A 16963-nucleotide genomic window follows, 5' to 3' on the forward strand; every position below is an offset into this window, starting at 1 on the left:
CGGGGAATTCCCGCCGGTCCAGTCAGCGTGCGTGGGCGCCCCGGGCTCGGTGCCCGCCGGCGGCGGGGGCCGGGTGCGGCCGGCGGGCCATCACGATGCTGGCCACGACGACCGCGAACAGGCCGAGGCCGGCGTGCGCGAGCCGCTCGTCGCCGCTCCCGGCGACCAGCTGCACCAGGCACCAGACGAGCAGTGCGAAGCAGACGCCCACGGTGACCCGCAGCCATCTCGTCGAGCGGGAGACCAGGCCGGCGCCGGCCGCCACGGCGGCGGCGAGCAGGAGCGCCAGGCCGACCCACTCGACGACCTCGGCCAGGCCGGTCCGGTCGTGGCGCGCCAGCGCGAGGGAGCCGAGCCAGGCCAGCCCGCCGAGAAGCCCGACGAGGGCAGCAGGGGTACGCACCGTCTCTCCTTCCGGCCGTCTCAGGGCACGACCGGAGAGCATCCCTCGCCGGAGGCAGGATGAAACGTGTTCCTGGCGCCGGGTCGTCGAGAATGGCGACATGACCTCCCTCCCGACCCCGTCCCGGACCGCGGTCGTCACCGGCGCCAGCAGCGGCATCGGAGCGGCCACCGCCCGTCGGCTGGCCGCCGCCGGCTACCACGTGTACTGCGCCGCGCGACGCGGTGACCGGATCGCCGAACTGGCCGACGAGATCGGCGGCACGGCGGTGGCGTGCGATGTGACGAGCGAGGAGTCCGTCGCGCACTTGGCGTCCGTGGTCGGCGACCGACTCGACGTACTCGTCAACAACGCGGGCGGCGCCTTCGGGGCGGCCCCGGTGGCGGAGGCGGACGGCGACGACTGGCGGCGGATGTACGAGGTCAACGTGATCGGCCTGATGCAGGTGACCAAGGCGCTGCTGCCGGCACTGGTCGCCACGGGCGCCGGGGCGATCCTCAACGTGGGGTCGACCGCTGGCCGGATCGCCTACGAGGGCGGGGCCGGCTACACCGCCGCCAAGCACGGCACCCAGGTCGTCACCGAGACGCTGCGGCTGGAGCTGTGGGACCAGCCCGTGCGGGTCATGGAGATCGCGCCCGGCATGGTGAAGACCGACGAGTTCGCGCTGGTCCGCTTCGAGGGCGACCGGGCGAAGGCCGACGCGGTGTACGCCGGGGTCGCCGCGCCCCTCACCGCCGACGACATCGCCGACGCGATCACCTGGATGGTCACCCGGCCGCCGCACGTGAACGTCGACGAGCTGGTCATCCGGCCTCGGGCGCAGGCGGCACAGCACAAGGTCCACCGCGAGGGCTGAGGCCGCGGGGGCCTGGCGTCGCCGGGATAGTCCGTCACGTTCTAGTTGTCGAAGCGCCCTTGGGGCAACCAGAACGTGACGGACTATCCCGTCAGTCGCGCCAGCGGGCGCCACGCGGGTCGGTGCGGGAGTCGTCGAGGAGCAGGTCGGCGAGGCGGCGCAGGTCGGCGGTGAGGTGCTGCTCGGGCACGGTGGCGCAGTCACCGCAGAGGTCGAAGTCGTAGACGAACCGGTCGGGCCGGGGCGGGCCGCCGGCGACCGCGGCGAGGTCGACCCGGTCGACCAGCGCGGCGACCTCCGGGCCGCGGGGATCGTCGCCGTCGAGGTCGAGCTCGCCGACGGTGCGCAGCCCGGCGAAGCCGCCGGTACGTCGCACCGAGACCCGCCGCGACGGCACGGTGCCGGGCGCCGGGGCGCCGGCGATGGCGCCCGATCCGGAGGGCGCGACCCCCACGGCGTCCCAGGCGGCGCCCACCGCGTCGGCCGAGGCGCCCGCCGCCGGGATCGTCGCCGCGGCGAAGCCCGCGAAGTCGGTGTCGGGGCCGACCGCGCCGCCGGTCAGCGCGTCGTACCAGATCCGCCCGGCGCCCTCCCAGGTCGCGCCGCCGAGGGCGACGGCGGCGAGCTGGAAGGCGCGGTTGGGGATGCCGGAGTTGAGGTGCACGCCGCCGTTGTCGTCGGTGGTCGACACGTAGTCGTCCATCGAGCCGACCTGCGGGTCCCGGCCCAGCGCCGGGTCGTCGTACGCCGTGCCCGGCGCCGCCATGTCGCGCAGCGCCCGCGCCCGGACGCCCGGGAGGAAGAGGCCCTCGCCGATCAGCCAGTCCGCGCCGTCGGCGGTCTGCCCGAGCAGCCGCTGCTTGAGGCAGGACGCGAAGACGTCGGAGACCGACTCGTTCAGCGCACCGGGCTGGTCGCGGTAGACCAGCCCGGCCGTGTGCTCGGTGACGGCGTGGGTGAACTCGTGTCCGAGCACGTCGACCGGCCGGGTGAACCGGCCGAAGACCCGGCCATCGCCGTCGCCGAAGACCAGCTGTACGCCGTCCCAGAAGGCGTTGTCGTAGTCCTGCCCGTAGTGCACCGTCAGGCTGACCGGCGCGCCCGCGTCGTCGTACGACGCGCGGCCGTAGACCTCCGCGAAGAGCGCGAGCGCCCCGGTGATCCCGTCGGCGGCCTCGTCGACCGCGACGTCACCGGACGCGGCGGAGCCGGCCGAGCGCACCACCCGGCCGGGCAGGTCGGTGGTGCGGTCCGCCGAGTGCACCGTCCAGGCGGGCGCGGGTGCCGCGAGCACCGGAGAGCGGGCCGGCACGGGGACCGTCCGGCCCGCGCGCAGGGCCGCATCGATCGCCAGGCTCGCGGGGGCGACCCGGGCGAGGAGGTACGGCGGCACGAAGCGGCAGGTCACGACGGCACCCGGTCGGGCGAGAGGCCGATGGCGGCGATCCGAGACATGCTTCCACCGTAGGTGCGCCCGGGGACACCGTCGCGTCAGACGTCCTCGGTGGAGTCGGCGCGACGCTTCTGACGGGTGAGGGCGTAGGCGCCCACCCCCAGGCCGCCGACCAGCGCCAGGTGGACGCCGGCGGCGTCGGCGACGCCGAACGAGACGACGGCGCCCGGCGCGGCCATCGCCCACCGGCGCACCTGGCGGCTCGCCGGGGAGCCGGTCGAGGCCCAGGTCGCGAAGTGCTCGCAGTTGTTGCGCACCAGGTGGTAGCCGTTGGCGCCCAGGCGCGACTCCGCGTTGCGCACGATCTCCTCGACCGACAGGCGCTGGCGGTACTCGCGCGAGAACACCTCCGAGCCGCAGGCGAACGTCTCCCAGGAGGTCCGCTCGATGCGCCGGATCGACCCCCATCCGCCGACGTAGTGGATCACCGTCCCGTCGCCGCAGTCGATGCCGTGGTGGGTGTAGCGGCGGCCCCGGCGGACGAAGATGTGGTCGCCCCGGCTCATGCCGCCGGCCTGCAGGGCTCGGGCACCGCGACCTGCCCGAAGACGTAGCGCCGGAACACGAAGAATCGAGCCACGACGCTGAGGCCGAGCCCGACGACGTTCGCCGCCACGTTGTCGGCCACGGGACCGGTCAGCCCGAGGAGGTGCCGACTCACCCACAAGCAGACCACCGGCACGACCATCGTGAGCGCGCCGAGCCCGAAGAACCGGATCAGCCCGGTCGCGGGGTCCTGCACCTGACGGTCCCGGAACGCCCAGGCGCGCATGCCGACGTACGCCACGACGCCCGCCACGACGTTGACCAGCACGAACGTCATGATCGGCCGGTTCGCCAACGGAGCGGCCCCGATGAAGAGTCCGTGAACGAGGACGTTGAACCCGACCAGCGACACCAGCGTGGCGGCGCCACCGACGGTCAGGAAGCGCAGCACCTCACCGAGGAGGGCGCGGACCTTCGTGGTCGTGGCGACGGGCGTGTTCACCCAGCCGAGGGTATCCGCGTCGTCCCACGCGGCACGATGCGGGTCGAGGGGGCCGGCGCCCGTAGAATCTCCGAGGCCCGGTCGGGCCGACTCAGCCAACCCGAACGGACCCAGCAGGCGCATGGCCACTCCCCGCACCGATCTCCGCAACGTCGCGATCGTCGCTCACGTCGACCACGGCAAGACCACGCTCGTCGACGCGATGCTCCGCCAGGCGGGAGCCTTCACCGAACACGAGGCCGAGAGCGTGGCCGAGCGGGTCATGGACTCCGGTGACCTCGAGCGCGAGAAGGGCATCACGATCCTCGCGAAGAACACCGCGATCCACTACGCCGGTCCGTCGGCCGCGGACTTCGACGCCCCGGACGGCATGACCATCAACATCATCGACACCCCCGGCCACGCCGACTTCGGCGGCGAGGTCGAGCGCGGCCTGTCCATGGTCGACGGGATCGTGCTGCTCGTCGACGCCTCCGAGGGCCCCCTGCCGCAGACCCGCTTCGTGCTGCGCAAGGCGCTCAACGCCGGCATGCCGGTCGTGCTCGTGGTCAACAAGGTCGACCGCGGCGACGCCCGCATCGAGGAGGTCGTCGACGAGACCTACGAGCTCTTCATGGACCTGCTCGACGACAGCCACCGCCAGGACGCGCTGGACTTCCCGGTCGTCTACGCCTCGGGCAAGGCCGGCATCGCGAGCATCGAGCAGCCGGCGAACGGCAGCCTCCCGGACGGCACCGACCTCGAGCCGCTGTTCCGCACCATCCTCGAGACGATCCCGGCGCCGACGTACGACGAGGGCGCGCCGCTGCAGGCCCACGTGACCAACCTCGACGCGTCGCCGTTCCTCGGCCGCCTCGCGCTGCTGCGCATCAAGCAGGGCACGCTGCGCAAGGGCCAGACCGTCGCCTGGATCCGCCGCGACGACGAGACCAAGAACGTCCGCGTCACCGAGCTGCTGGTCACCGAGGGGCTCGAGCGCAAGCCGGGCGAGTCGGCCGGGCCGGGCGACATCGTCGCGGTCGCTGGCATCCCCGACATCACCATCGGCGAGACCCTGGCCGACCCCGAGAACCCGATCGCGCTGCCGCTGATCCACGTCGACGAGCCGGCGATCTCGATGACCATCGGCACCAACACCAGCCCGCTGGTCGGCCGGGTCAAGGGCGCCAAGGTCACCGCGCGCCTGGTCAAGGACCGGCTCGACTCCGAGCTGGTCGGCAACGTGTCGCTGCGGATCCTCCCGACCGAGCGCCCCGACGCCTGGGAGGTGCAGGGCCGCGGCGAGCTGGCGCTGGCGATCCTGGTCGAGCAGATGCGCCGCGAGGGCTACGAGCTCACCGTCGGCAAGCCCCAGGTGGTGACCCGCGAGGTCGACGGCAAGCTGCACGAGCCGGTGGAGCGGCTGACGATCGACGCGCCCGAGGAGTACCTCGGCACGATCACCGAGATGCTCGCCACCCGCAAGGGCCGGATGGAGCAGATGACCAACCACGGCACCGGCTGGGTGCGCATGGAGTTCCTGGTGCCGGCCCGGGGCCTGATCGGCTTCCGCACCGAGTTCCTCACCGCCACCCGCGGCACCGGCATCGCCCACCACATCTCCGAGGGCTACGAGCCGTGGGCCGGCGAGATCCGCTCGCGCGCCTCGGGCTCGCTGGTCGCCGACCGGGCCGGCGCGGCCACGGCGTACGCCATGACGTCGCTCCAGGAGCGCGGCGTGATGTTCGTCGACCCGACCACCGAGGTCTACGAGGGCATGATCGTCGGCGAGAACTCCCGCGCCGACGACATGGATGTCAACATCACCAAGGAGAAGCAGCAGACCAACATCCGCTCCTCCACGGCCGACAACTTCGAGAAGCTGATCCCGCCGCGCAAGCTGTCGCTCGAGCAGTGCCTGGAGTTCTGCCGCGAGGACGAGTGCGTCGAGGTCACCCCGGAGACCGTGCGGATCCGCAAGGTGGTGCTCGACCAGAACGAGCGCGCCAAGATCACGAGCCGGGCGCGTAAGGCGAGCAAGTAGGTCCCGCGCCTGCGGCGGCGCTTCTGAGCAACCCTGGGTAACGGACGCGTTTCGTCGCTAGTATCCGGCTCGTCCACGGCGTCGCCGACGCCGTCGAGCAACGCTCGTCCCCGCGCCCTGTGACAGCGGCGCTGGGGGACACCGATCGCCTCACCAGGGAGCTCTCGACGATGACCGCCTTGCCACCCCCAGGAACTCCTCGCCGGCCGCGCACGGTGGTGTCCGCGGGCCTGGCCACGGCGGTCGTCGTCTCGGGCCTGACCCTCGGCGCCGGACTGCACGCCCCGGCGCTGGCGGCCCCGGGCGACGACCTGGGCGACCTCGCGACGCTGCTCAACAGTTGCAACGGCAACGCGACCACCCCCACCGTCGTCGCGCTCACCGACTCCCTGACCGACCCGGCCGCGACCCTGACCGTCGCCTGCGATGCCCGGATCGACCTGGCCGGCCACGACCTCACCGTCCGCAACATCGTCATCGACAGCGGCGAGTCCCTCGACGTCACCGACACCTCCATCGCCGGCACCCCCGGCCACCTGATCGTCGACGCCAGCGCCGCCACCTACACCGCGGGCATCCAGAACACCGGCGCCACCCTCACCACCCACGGCCGCGCCCGGCTCACCGCCACCGGCGGCGACGGTGGCGCCGGCATCGGTGGCGGATACATGGCTGACGGGGGCACCACCACGAGCAACGACACGTCCACCATCACCGCCATCGGCGGTGAGAACAGCGCGGGCATCGGTGGCGGGGACGACGGAGGCGCGGGCGGCACCACCACCGCCAACGACGCCTCCACCATCACCGCCACCGGCGGCCCGAACGCTGCCGGCATCGGCGGCGGAGACGACGGACACGCCGGCGTCACCATCGCCACCGGCACCTCTACCATCACGGCGACAGGCGGCCCGGACGGCGCCGGCATCGGCGGCGGAGACCTGGGCGACGGCGGCCTCACCGTCGCCAAGGACAACTCCACCGTCACCGCCACCGGCGGCCCGAACGGCGCCGGCATCGGCGGCGGGAACGTCGGTGCGGGCGGCGTCACGACCCTGACCGGTGGCACCGTGACCGCGGTCCCCGGCGCGGGTGCCGAACCGGTCGGCCCCGGGAAGGGCGCAGCGCTCCACCTGAAGCTGACCGTGTCCGGTGGTGTCCTCCGGCTGCCGTCGGGCACGCAGACCGTCCCCGCGGCCAGCACCACCGCGTCACCGCTGTTCGAGATCGGCCCGAACGGCCTGGTCACCGGTGGTCCCGCCACCGCGGCCACGATCACCGGCACCGGGATCCTGGTCAACCACGGCACCCTGACCGTGCCGACCGCCAACGTCCAGACGCAGGTGTCCGACCGCCACTACCGGATCACCTTCGACCTCAACGGCGGCACCGGCACCACCCCCGACCCGGTCACCGTCTACGCCGACACCCCGACCCGGGGCGACCGCACCCTGCCGACCGCCCCGACCCGGGCCGGCCACACCTTCGTCGGCTGGAACACCGCCGCCGACGGCACCGGCATCCCGGTCACCGCCACCACCACCCTGCCCGGCACCAGCACCGACGGCACCCCCGTGCCGATCGTCGCCCACGCCCGCTGGACACCGGACCCCGTCGGTCCGGTCACGGATCTCCCCCGGCTGCCCGACGTCGACACCCTCGTCACCCCCGCCGAACGGCCCCGGATCGGTACGGCCGTCCGGGTCGTCGCCACACCGCCTGACATCCCGGGCGCCACCAGCACCTACCAGTGGCAGCGCACGAGCCGCAAGATCGGCAAGGCCTGGAAGCACCTGCCCAGATCCTGGGTCGACATCAGCACCGCCACCCGCGCCCGCTACACCCCCCGGCCCGGCGACCGGCTCCACCGGATCCGGCTGGTCATCACCACCACCGCACCCGGCCACCAGCCCGGCACCACCGTCACCCGCCTCCCCCGACGCGTGCTCAAGGGTCACCTCCCCCGACCCGACTCCCGCCTCACCATCCGCGGCAGCCGCGGCGTCGGCGACACCGTCCGCCTCGCCGGGCTCTCCCGCTACCGCAACCAGCTCATCGCCCGCGCGAAGGTCACCATCACCTGGTACGCCGACGGAACCCGCCTCCGCAACGCCACCCGACGCACCTACACCGTCCGGCCCGCGGCCGTCGGCAAGCGCCTCCACGCCACGCTCACCATCACCGCGCCCGGACACCACGACCGCCATCTCACGACCCCACGAACCGGACGGTGACCGGAGCGCGGTCGCCCCGTCGTACCTGACCGGAGTGCTCCGTCCGGGCCGGTGGATTCAGGCGGTGGGCGCAACAGCAGGTGGATCTGGCTGGTCCGACAGTAGTTTGTCGAGGGCTTCGGCGGGGGTGCGCCAGCCGAGTCGTTTGCGGGGGCGGTTGTTGAGCTCGGCGGCGACTTTGTCGAGGTAGCCCGGGCCCCACTTGGACAGGTCGGTGCCCTTGGGGAAGTACTGGCGGAGCAGCCCGTTGGTGTTCTCGTTGCTGCCCCGCTGCCAGGGCGAATGCGGGTCGCAGAAGTAGATGTCGAGCCCGGTGGCCTCGGCGATCTGGACGTGGCTGGCCATCTCGCTGCCCTGGTCCCAGGTCAGCGTGCGGCGCAGCTGATCGGGCAGCCCGCTCATCTTGACGACCATCGCCTCCGCGACCGTCTCGGCGGTGTGGTCGCCGGGCAGGTGCAGCAGCATCGTGAAGCCCGTGACCCGCTCGACCAGGGTTCCGATCGCCGAGCCGGACTCGGTCGACCCCAGGATCAGATCACCTTCCCAATCACCCGGCACGGCGCGGTCCTCGACCTCGGGCGGGCGCTCACTGATGTTGATCATGCCCGGGATCCGGCCCCGCCGCTCATCGGGCTGCCGCCGCGGCTTGCGCAGGCTCCGACCGGTGCGAAGATGCCTGGTCAGCTCTCGTTTCAGGCCGCCGCGGCCCTGGACGTAGAGCGACTGGTAGATGGTCTCGTGCGACACCCACATCTCCGGCACATCTCCGGATCGTCGGGGAAGTCCTCACGCAGCCGGGCAGCGATCTGCTCGGGACTGTGATTCTTCTTCAACCGTGCCTGGACCTCTCGCCGCAACCGCAGGTTGGTGGCCAGCTTCGCCTCCTTGGGCCGCTTGGCGCGCTCGTCTGCATGCTCTTGGGCGACCGAGGCCAGGTACTCCGGGCGGCGCCAGTTGTTCGGCCCCCGCGGCGTGCGGCGCAGCTCGCGGCTGATCGTGGCGCGATGCCGGCCAAGCTCTCGGGCGATCTGGGCCCCGGACATCTTCGCGGCACGGAGCACCGCGATCTTCTCGCGCTCTTCCTTCTCGCGCTCTTCGAACGTCAGCCTGCCGGACCTACCCGCAGGCGCTGGTGGTGGCTTCACGCCCCCACGCTCACGGAACCAGGACCGCCCGGTGGTGGTCGACACGCCAGCCACCGCGGCGGCCTCCTCGATCAACAACCCGGCACGAATCCCGTCCCAGAACACCCCTCGCACCACAAACGGCACACGCGGCATGCAACACCCCTCCATCACTCAGGTGTTGCGCCCACCCCTTGAGGCCAAGGCCCGTTCCACGACAGCCAGGTCAGGTACGACGAGAGCGGACCCGCACCCGGCCGGCCGTGACTAGGGTGCACGACATGTCGGAGCTCGGGGACGGACCGCCACTGGTCGGTCGCGACGCCGAGTCGGCCGCGCTGGAGGGCTTCCTCGGCGACTCCGGGCCCGAGGGCCTGGTGATCACCGGACCGGCCGGCATCGGCAAGTCCGTGCTCTTTGAGCGCGCGGTGGCGGGCGCGCCGCGGCGGGGCTACCGGGTGCTCGTCGCGCGGCCCGGGGAGGGCGAGCGGGACCGCAGCCATGCCGTGCTCCGCGAGCTGCTGCGCGGACTCGACACCTCGGGCCTCGACGCGCCCCTGGCCGCCGCGCTGGAGGTCGTCCTGCTGCGCCGTACGGCGGCCGGCCCGCCCGACCCGGCGGTGGTCGAGACCGCGACCCGGACCCTCCTCGACGACCTCGCCGCGGAGCGACCCGTCCTGGTCGCCCTCGATGACGCGCAGTGGGCCGACCTCGCCTCGGTGCGTGCGCTCTGCCACGTGCTGCGGCAGCGCACCACCCACCTGCGCTGGCTGGTGGTGCGGCGCACCGACTCCGCACCCACCACGCTCGAGGAGACGCTGCGGCGGCACCGACACGTCGGCCTGGAGGTCGGCCCCCTGGGCGCCGACGCCCTCGCCCAGATGGTCGCCGGGCGGGTGGGGCTGCGGCTGCCGCGCTGGGCGGTGTCCCGCCTGGCGGCGGAGACCGGGGGCAGCCCGCTCCTGGCGCTGGAGATCGCACACGTGCTGCGGCAGCGCGGGCTCCCGCCCCCCGGTGGATCCCTCGGCGCCGACGACCCCGACATGTTGCTCCGAGAGCGGGCGCTGACGATGCCTGAACCACTAGCGACCGTCCTGCTCGCCGCCGCGCTCGAGCCCGCGCTCGGCGACGACGACGTGGTGCGGCTCAGCGACCAGAGCACCCTGGACGAGGCCTGCCGGAGCCGGGTGCTCGCCGTCGACGCCGTGACCGGTCAGGCCCGCCCCTGGCACCCGCTGCTGGGCGCGGCCGCGCTGGAGACCGCCGCCCCGACGCGTCGCCGGCGCGTCCATCGTCGCCTCGCCGACTGCCTCCGCGACGCCGACCTCGCCGTCCGCCACCGCGGACTCGGTACCACCGGCGCCGACCGCACGCTCGCGGCCGAGCTCGCGGAGGCGGCGACCGCGGCGAGCCGACGGGGTGCCAGCGAGACCGCAGTGGAGCTGGCCGAGCTCGCGCTCGCCCGCACCCCGAACGGCGCGCGCGAGCGACCGGACCGGGTGCTCGCACTCGCCGATGCGCTCGCCCACCTCGGGTCCGGCGACCGGCTCCGGGACCTGCTCGAACGCGAGCTGGAGCGGCTGCCGGCCGGCGAGGCGCGGGCGCGGGCCCGGCTCTTCCTCCTGGAAACCGACGTCGGCTCCGCGGCCGGGATGCAGCAGATCATCGAGCGGGCGTTGGCCGAGCCCGAGCTACCGGCCCCGCTGCGCGCCCACGCGCTCTCGCTGCAGTCGGCGACGATGGCGGTCATCGAGGTCGCCGAGATCGCCGAGGCCCTTGAGCTGGCAGAGCAGGCACACGCCCTCGATCCCGCTGCGGACACCGGGCTGGTGTGGTGTCGCGCCCTGCGCGCCCTGCCCGTCTCCGGTGGATCCGCCGAGACCCAGGTGCGGCACGCCTGGCGCGGCGAGCTCGACGTCACCCGCACGCTGCTGGCCGCCGAGCTCGAGCGGGCGGCGCGGGCCGGCGCGCACCTGCGTCATCACGATCTCCAACGGCTGCTCGTGGAGACCGCGTTGCGCGCGGGGGACGTCGACGAGGCGGGCACCCTGCTCGATCAGTGGTTGGCCAGCGGGGAGACCGACCTGTTGGAGTCCCCGGAGCCCGACGCCTTCCGCGCCCGGCTCGCGGCACTGCGCGGCGACCCCGGCGCCGCGCTGCCGGCCGCGCGGGCGGCGATCGCGGCCGGCGAGCGCATCGGCAAGCGCTGGACCGTGCTCGACGCCCAGGTCACCTGTGGCATGGCCGCCGTGCTCGCGGACGACGGCACCGCCGCCGTGGCCCGGCTGGGCGAGGTCTGGGAGCGCTGTCGGCGCGCCGGCGTCGTCGACCCCGGCGTGTTCCCGGTCGCGATGGATCTCCTCCACGCGCTGATCGCCGCGAACGACCTCGACGCCGCCGAGTTGCTGCTGGGCGAGCTCGACGCCGGCGGTCGGGCCCAGCCGCATCCGTGGGCGGGTGCCGTGGCCGCCCACGGCACCGCACTGCTCGGCCTGCGGCGCGGTGGGCCGGCCGACGAGGCGGTCGCCGTAGCCGGAGACGCCGCCGACGACCTGGACCGGGCCGGCACCCTGCACGACGCCGCGCGGGCGCGGCTCGCCCTCGCCCGCGAGCTGCGCCGGCGGCGACGCTGGGCGTCGGCCCGGGCGGTGCTCGTGCGGGCTGCAGAGGACTTCGAGCGGCTGGGCGCGACCGGCTGGGCCGCGCGCGCGGTCGCGGAACGCGGCTCCCTGGGCGGCCACCGCTCCGCCACCCGTGATCGGCACGGGCTCACGCCGCGCGAGGCGCAGGTGCTGACCGGGCTCACCCGGGGGATGACCGATGCCGAGATCGCCCGCGAGCTGCACCTCTCGACGAAGACCGTCGGGCACCACGTCTCCGCCGTCCTCGCCAAGCTCGGCGTCGCCAACCGGCGCGAGGCCGCCCGCGCCGCCCGACCGGACGACGGCGAGGACGGACAGAACTAGGGAGTCGCTCCCGATCCGGCGACGGCGCCGTCGGGCCACCCTGCTGTCTCCGGCCGGGAGCCACCCGGCCCCAGCACAGGAGGCCATGTGTCCCGCGCTCACGTCCGTCGTACCGTCGCCGACGGTCTCGCCGTTCCCGTCCTCGACCCCGGCGTCCGCGCCTGATGGCGGCACGCATCCCGCGCGCCCCGCTGTGGTGCGCCCTCCCGCTCGTGCTCCTCACCGGCTGCGGCTCCGACGGGTCTTCCGCCGAGCATGCGCTCGGCGAGGCTGTCGAGGTCCCCCACTACGTGGAGGTCGAGGACACGGAGCCCGCCGACACCTACCGGATCAGCGTCGACGCGGTGCGCGCCACCGACCACGAGACGCTGGCCGACGCCGGGCTGGTCCTCGACGAGCCGGCGCGCGCGACGGACGCCTACCTCGTCGACTACACCCTCGAGAACAGCGGGTCGACGCCGATCACGTTCCCTCGCGACCCCAGCGGTCGAGCGACGGACGGCACGCTCGTGATCGCGCCGGTGATCGAGGGCGCCACCCGCTTCGTACCGTGCCGCGACGCACCCGACGAGGTGCCCGCCGGCGGTCACGCCACCGGGTGCACCGTGCTGCTCGTGCCCGAGGGGCTCGAGCTGAAGCGCATCGAGTTCTGGCCCGGCGGCGACACCGACAACGTCGTCTGGTCCGTCGGATCCCTGACATCGGAGGAATGATGAATCGCTCGCGTCTGCTCGCCTCCCGGACGGTGGTGCCGCTCGCGATGAGCCTGGCCGTCGCCGGCACCACGGCGTACGCCACCGCCCGGATCATGCCCAAGAACAGCGTCGTGTCCGCCTCGATCAAGGACGGACAGGTCAAGCGCGCCGACCTGGCCAAGCGGGCCGTCGGTCCGGTCAAGCTCGCCAGCGGAGCGGTCCGCTCCGGGCACGTCCGCGCCGGCGCGCTGAGCGGACGACACCTCGGGCCCGGCTCGGTGGCGCGCCAGCACCTCGCCCCCGGCGCCGTCGCCCGCGATCAGCTCGCGCCAGGCTCGGTGGGTCGCGACCAGCTCGCGTCCGGCTCGGTCGCCCGCGACCACATCGCCCCGGACTCGGTGGGTCGCAACCAGCTCGCGTCCGGCTCGGTCACCCGCGACCACCTCGCCCCCGGCTCCGTCACCGGTGACCAGGTCGCCGACGGCTCCCTGACGGCCGCGGACCTCGACACCACGACCCTCGGCATGGTGCCCGCCGCGCAGATCGCCGGTCTCGGGGTGGCGGGCCGTGGTCTCTGCACCCCCGGCAGCGCCTGGAACGCCTGCGGCGAGGCGGCCATGCCGATGCCGCAGCGGGGGCACATCCTCGCCCACGCGACCGTCGACCTGGTCGCGCCGGTCGGCTCCTCGGCCGAGTGCGTCCTCAACGTGGGGACGACCGAGGTGGACCGCCTGATCGTCGAGGAGCCCGACACGGACGTGACGACCCTCCGCGTGCTGCTGATGGGGCTCTCGCCGGTGAAGTCGCAGACGCAGCAGGTAGGCGTGGTCTGCCGCAGGCTCTCCGGCACCACGACGTTGCGCACCTCCGTGGTCGCCGTCTCGGTGGGCTCCACCTCCGGCTGAGGCGCGTCGGTCGGCGTACCGAAGGCTGGGTCGGGCCCTCACCCGATCGGCAGGTCCCGTCCCCGTCGGTGGTCTACGATCCCGGCGTGGAGGTCCGGCAGTTGCGCTACGCCTTGCTGGTGGCCGAGGAGCTGCACTTCGGGCGGGCGGCGGAGCGCGCGTTCATCACCCAGTCCGCGCTCAGCCAGCAGATCGCTCGGCTGGAGCGCTCCCTGGGCACGCGGCTGTTCGACCGGGGGTCGACCGGGGTCCGGCTGACCGCCGCCGGCGAGCGGTTCGTCGAGCGCGCCGCCGTGGTCCTGACCGGTCTCCACGACCTCCAGGCCGACCTGAAGGCGATCGCCGACGGCTACACGGGGCTGCTACGGATCGGGCTCTTCGGGGCGGCCGCCGCGGAGCTGACGCCGCTGATCATGGGCGCCTACCGCGAGGCGCTGCCGTCGGTGGCCGTGGAGTTCCACGAACTCTCGATGACCTCGCAGGCCGAGGCGCTGACCAGCGGCACCGTCGACGTGGCCCTCCTGCACCCGCTGTTCGACGACGACGCCCTCGACTGCACGCCTCTCATCGACGAGCCACGCTGCGCCGCCGTCCCCGCACAGCACGAGCTCGCCGCCGCACCGTCCGTCTCCGTGCGCGACCTCGCCGACGAGCCGTTCGTCACCGCCCGGTCCGGCACGCCGGGGCGCTGGCGCGACTTCTGGACCTGCGGGGACCTGTGGGGTGCGCCGCCGCAGACCCGTGCGCAGATGAGCTCGGTCTCGGAGGGCCTGGCGGCGGTCGCGCACCTCGGTGTCGTCGACACCGTGCCGAGCTCGTCGACGCGCTACTACCGCCACCCCGGCGTCGCGTTCGTGCCGCTGTCCGACGCGAGCTACTCCACCGTGGCCGTGGCCCGACGGCGCGGCGACCCGAGCCCTGCCGTCACCAGCTTCGTCGAGCTGGCGGTCAGCCTGGCGCGCCAGCACCACGCCGTCGTGCCCGGAGCGGTCATTCCGCCGGCGTGGCCGGCACGCTCCTGACGACCTCGAGCCGGATCCCGGTGAGCCGGCCGCCGTTGCAGTCGTTCGTGTCCCCGGCGCACGCCGAGACCGCCACCACCAGCTCACGCTCCGCGCGCAGCGTGAGCCGGTCGCCCGGCCGGCTGGTCGGCGGCAGGATCGTCATGTGCTGGTCGGCGCCGATCCGCGTGTGCATGAAGACGTTGAACGGATCGGTCACCTGCGCGAAGCCGATGCCGTACGGCGCGAGCGCGGTCGTCAGGTGCTCGCGGCAACCGGTCTTGCCGCTGACGCCGAAGACCCGCTCGTACATCATCGTGTTGCACGGCGGGAACAGCAGGTCGTGCACGCCCACGGTGTCCTCGACCACCGTCAGCAGGGCGACGCCGCCGGCCGACAGCAGGCTGTCGCCCAGCCGCACGTCGACCCGGTCCCACAGGAGGCGGGTGAAGCCCTGCGAGAAGGACACGGCGTGGTCGTGTGCGTCGTAGGCCACCAGGTCGGCGACCTGGCTGCCCTCGACGTCGATGACCCGCAGCAGGTCACCCGGCGCCAGCTCGACCGCCTCGGCCGAGCTCGGCGCGATCTCGATCCGGGTCGTCGACCCGGCCGCCGGTCGCTCCGCGTCGGACGTCTGCACTGCCATGTCTCCGGTCCTCCTCATGCCGTCCGACCTCATGCCGGCCGGCCCGTGTCGTGCACCACCTCGGCCGGGGCACCGGCCGAGTCGTCCTCCCGGAGCCAGGCGGGCGGCCGCCCCGGCTTCCACAGGACACCGATCAACGCCGCCACGAGCAGCAGGGCCGGCAGCCACGGGACGAGGCCGCCCGCGTCCATCGTCTGCAGGTCCCAGTTGCGGATCATCAGCACCACCTCGGCGGCCAGCGCGAGGAACGCCAGGGCCGGGCAGACCAGCGTGACCCACGGGTTGCGCTCGAGTCCGGTACGACGGAAGTAGACGATCACCGACAGCGACGTCAGCGCCATGAGTGCCATCAGGCCCACCGCGCCCAGGGCGATCAGCCAGGTGAACATCTGCTCGTAGGGGTCGGCACCGGCCAGGCTGAAGGCGAGGACGACCACGGCGGCGACGACCGTCTGCACGAGGCTCGACACGTGCGGGGACCCGTGCTGGGGGTGGATCCGCATCAGGCTGCGCGGCGCCCAGCCGTCACGGGCCAGGGAGAACTGGTAGCGGGCGATCGCGTTGTGGAAGCCCAGGTTGGTCGCGAAGGTGCTGATCAGGAACAGGACCAGCATGGTGTTGACGCTCCAGCCGCCGAGGTACTGGTCGGCCGCACCGAAGACGAAGCTGCCGGGATCCTCCAGGGCCACCGTCGCCACGTCGTCCACCCCCCAGGCCATCGCCAGCGACCAGGACGTGAACATGTAGAACGTCGCGATGATGGCGACGGCGAGGATCGCCGCGCGCGGGATGGTCTTGCGCGGCTCGCGCGCCTCCTCGGAGTAGATGGCGGTCGCCTCGAAGCCGATGAACAGGTTCAGGGCGAACATCAGTCCGATCGCCGGGTTCTGGGCGAGGAACTCCCCGGCCGTGAACGGGGCGACGTTCAGGCCCGCGCTGCCGCCCTGGACCACGATCGACACGTTCATCAGCAGGATGATCGCGACCTCGAGAACCACGGCGACGCCCAGGATCTTGGCGCTCACGTCGATGCTCAGGTAGCCCAGGACGCCCATCGCCAGGATCCCGCCGAGCACCCAGACCACCCACGGCAGCTCGAACCCGAAGTTGTCCGCGGTGAAGATGTTGCAGAAGAACCCGAAGGTGCCCCAGATCGCGACCTGGAAGACGTTGTAGGCGAACAGCGCCAGGTATCCGGCGCCCCGCCCCGCCCGCTCGCCGAGGCCCTTGCCGATGTAGACGTAGAAGCCACCCGCGCTGGACATGTGACGGCTCATCGCCATGTAGCCCACCGTGAACAGCACGAGCACGACGGCGATGATCGCGAACGCCGCGGCCGTGCCGGCGCCCGTGCCGAGGCCGAAGGCCAGCGGCAGGGCGCCCATCGTGCCCGACATCGGGGCGACGGTGGCGATGATGAGAAACACGATGGCTGCCAGGCTCAGCGAGTTCGGTCTCAGCGAGCCCCGCGCCTCGGGGGTGTCATTCATGCAGGACACCCTGGCGGCGATCCACGGCCGTGGCCATCGCGAGTCACTGATCGACCGATCAGCGGCGCTACTCGACGTGGCCGCCGGCGGGCGCCACGACCGCGGCGTACCCCAGAGTCGGGAGAAGGATGCAACCGATGGGCACCCTCCGTACGTCCTCTGTATCATGCAGGCAC

At 73.2% G+C, this 16963-nt stretch carries 13 protein-coding genes and 1 pseudogene; 7 read left to right on the top strand and 7 right to left on the bottom strand.

Annotation, left to right across the window (positions count from 1 at the left end; all coding sequences use genetic code 11):
• Positions 1-22: 22 nt before the first annotated feature.
• A complete protein-coding gene (locus KM427_RS22420) occupies positions 23-403 on the bottom strand; it encodes a hypothetical protein (protein ID WP_215525350.1) in 381 nt (126 codons plus the stop codon).
• 100 nt (positions 404-503) lie between these two features.
• Between KM427_RS22420 and KM427_RS22425 the strand changes: the two genes are divergently transcribed.
• A complete protein-coding gene (locus tag KM427_RS22425) occupies positions 504-1262 on the top strand; it encodes an SDR family NAD(P)-dependent oxidoreductase (RefSeq protein ID WP_215525351.1) in 759 nt (252 codons plus the stop codon).
• 91 nt (positions 1263-1353) lie between these two features.
• Here the strand turns inward: KM427_RS22425 and KM427_RS22430 are convergent, their stop codons facing one another.
• The 3 genes from KM427_RS22430 to KM427_RS22440 form a co-directional block, all read right to left on the bottom strand.
• On the bottom strand, positions 1354-2670 hold the full coding sequence (locus KM427_RS22430; RefSeq protein WP_215525352.1) for a protealysin inhibitor emfourin: 1317 nt from the start codon (positions 2668-2670) through the stop codon (positions 1354-1356).
• Between the two features lie 83 nt (positions 2671-2753).
• Complete coding sequence (locus KM427_RS22435) at positions 2754-3221, bottom strand: lecithin retinol acyltransferase family protein (protein ID WP_183591996.1); 468 nt, start codon at positions 3219-3221, stop codon at positions 2754-2756.
• On the bottom strand, positions 3218-3703 hold the full coding sequence (locus KM427_RS22440; RefSeq protein WP_183591997.1) for a GtrA family protein: 486 nt from the start codon (positions 3701-3703) through the stop codon (positions 3218-3220). The genes KM427_RS22435 and KM427_RS22440 overlap by 4 nt, the downstream gene beginning before the upstream one ends.
• Positions 3704-3824: 121 nt before the next feature.
• Here KM427_RS22440 and typA point away from each other — a divergent pair, with 121 nt between their 5' ends.
• Both typA and KM427_RS25775 read left to right on the top strand, forming a co-directional pair.
• Positions 3825-5726: a translational GTPase TypA gene (gene typA, locus KM427_RS22445; protein WP_215525353.1), complete on the top strand. Its 1902-nt coding sequence runs from the start codon at positions 3825-3827 to the stop codon at positions 5724-5726.
• A gap of 170 nt (positions 5727-5896) precedes the next feature.
• Positions 5897-7960, top strand: coding sequence for an InlB B-repeat-containing protein (locus KM427_RS25775; RefSeq protein WP_215525354.1), 2064 nt, complete (start codon positions 5897-5899; stop codon positions 7958-7960).
• Positions 7961-8017: 57 nt separating this feature from the next.
• On the opposite strand, the pseudogene KM427_RS22455 reads toward KM427_RS25775, so the two are convergent.
• A pseudogene (locus KM427_RS22455) lies at positions 8018-9240 on the bottom strand (IS30 family transposase).
• A gap of 125 nt (positions 9241-9365) precedes the next feature.
• On the opposite strand from KM427_RS22455, the gene KM427_RS22460 reads away from it, so the two are divergent.
• The 4 genes from KM427_RS22460 to KM427_RS22475 all read left to right on the top strand — a co-directional run bounded on the left by KM427_RS22460 (position 9366) and on the right by KM427_RS22475 (position 14672).
• A complete protein-coding gene (locus KM427_RS22460; protein WP_215525355.1) occupies positions 9366-12050 on the top strand; it encodes an AAA family ATPase in 2685 nt (894 codons plus the stop codon).
• Positions 12051-12214: 164 nt separating this feature from the next.
• Complete coding sequence (locus KM427_RS22465) at positions 12215-12763, top strand: hypothetical protein (RefSeq protein WP_215525356.1); 549 nt, start codon at positions 12215-12217, stop codon at positions 12761-12763.
• Complete coding sequence (locus tag KM427_RS22470) at positions 12763-13650, top strand: hypothetical protein (RefSeq protein WP_215525357.1); 888 nt, start codon at positions 12763-12765, stop codon at positions 13648-13650. The genes KM427_RS22465 and KM427_RS22470 overlap by 1 nt, the downstream gene beginning before the upstream one ends.
• 86 nt (positions 13651-13736) lie before the next feature.
• A complete protein-coding gene (locus tag KM427_RS22475; protein WP_215525358.1) occupies positions 13737-14672 on the top strand; it encodes a LysR family transcriptional regulator in 936 nt (311 codons plus the stop codon).
• On the opposite strand, the gene KM427_RS22480 is transcribed toward KM427_RS22475, so the two are convergent.
• On the bottom strand, positions 14641-15297 hold the full coding sequence (locus tag KM427_RS22480) for a DUF1989 domain-containing protein (RefSeq protein ID WP_215525359.1): 657 nt from the start codon (positions 15295-15297) through the stop codon (positions 14641-14643). The genes KM427_RS22475 and KM427_RS22480 overlap by 32 nt on opposite strands.
• Positions 15298-15326: 29 nt before the next feature.
• The gene (locus tag KM427_RS22485; RefSeq protein WP_215525360.1) at positions 15327-16787 is read right to left on the bottom strand and encodes an APC family permease; all 1461 of its coding nucleotides are present in this window, start codon (positions 16785-16787) and stop codon (positions 15327-15329) included.
• Positions 16788-16963: the final 176 nt, after the last annotated feature.

Source organism: Nocardioides sp. LMS-CY (assembly GCF_018732145.1).
Lineage (GTDB): Bacteria > Actinomycetota > Actinomycetes > Propionibacteriales > Nocardioidaceae > Nocardioides > Nocardioides soli.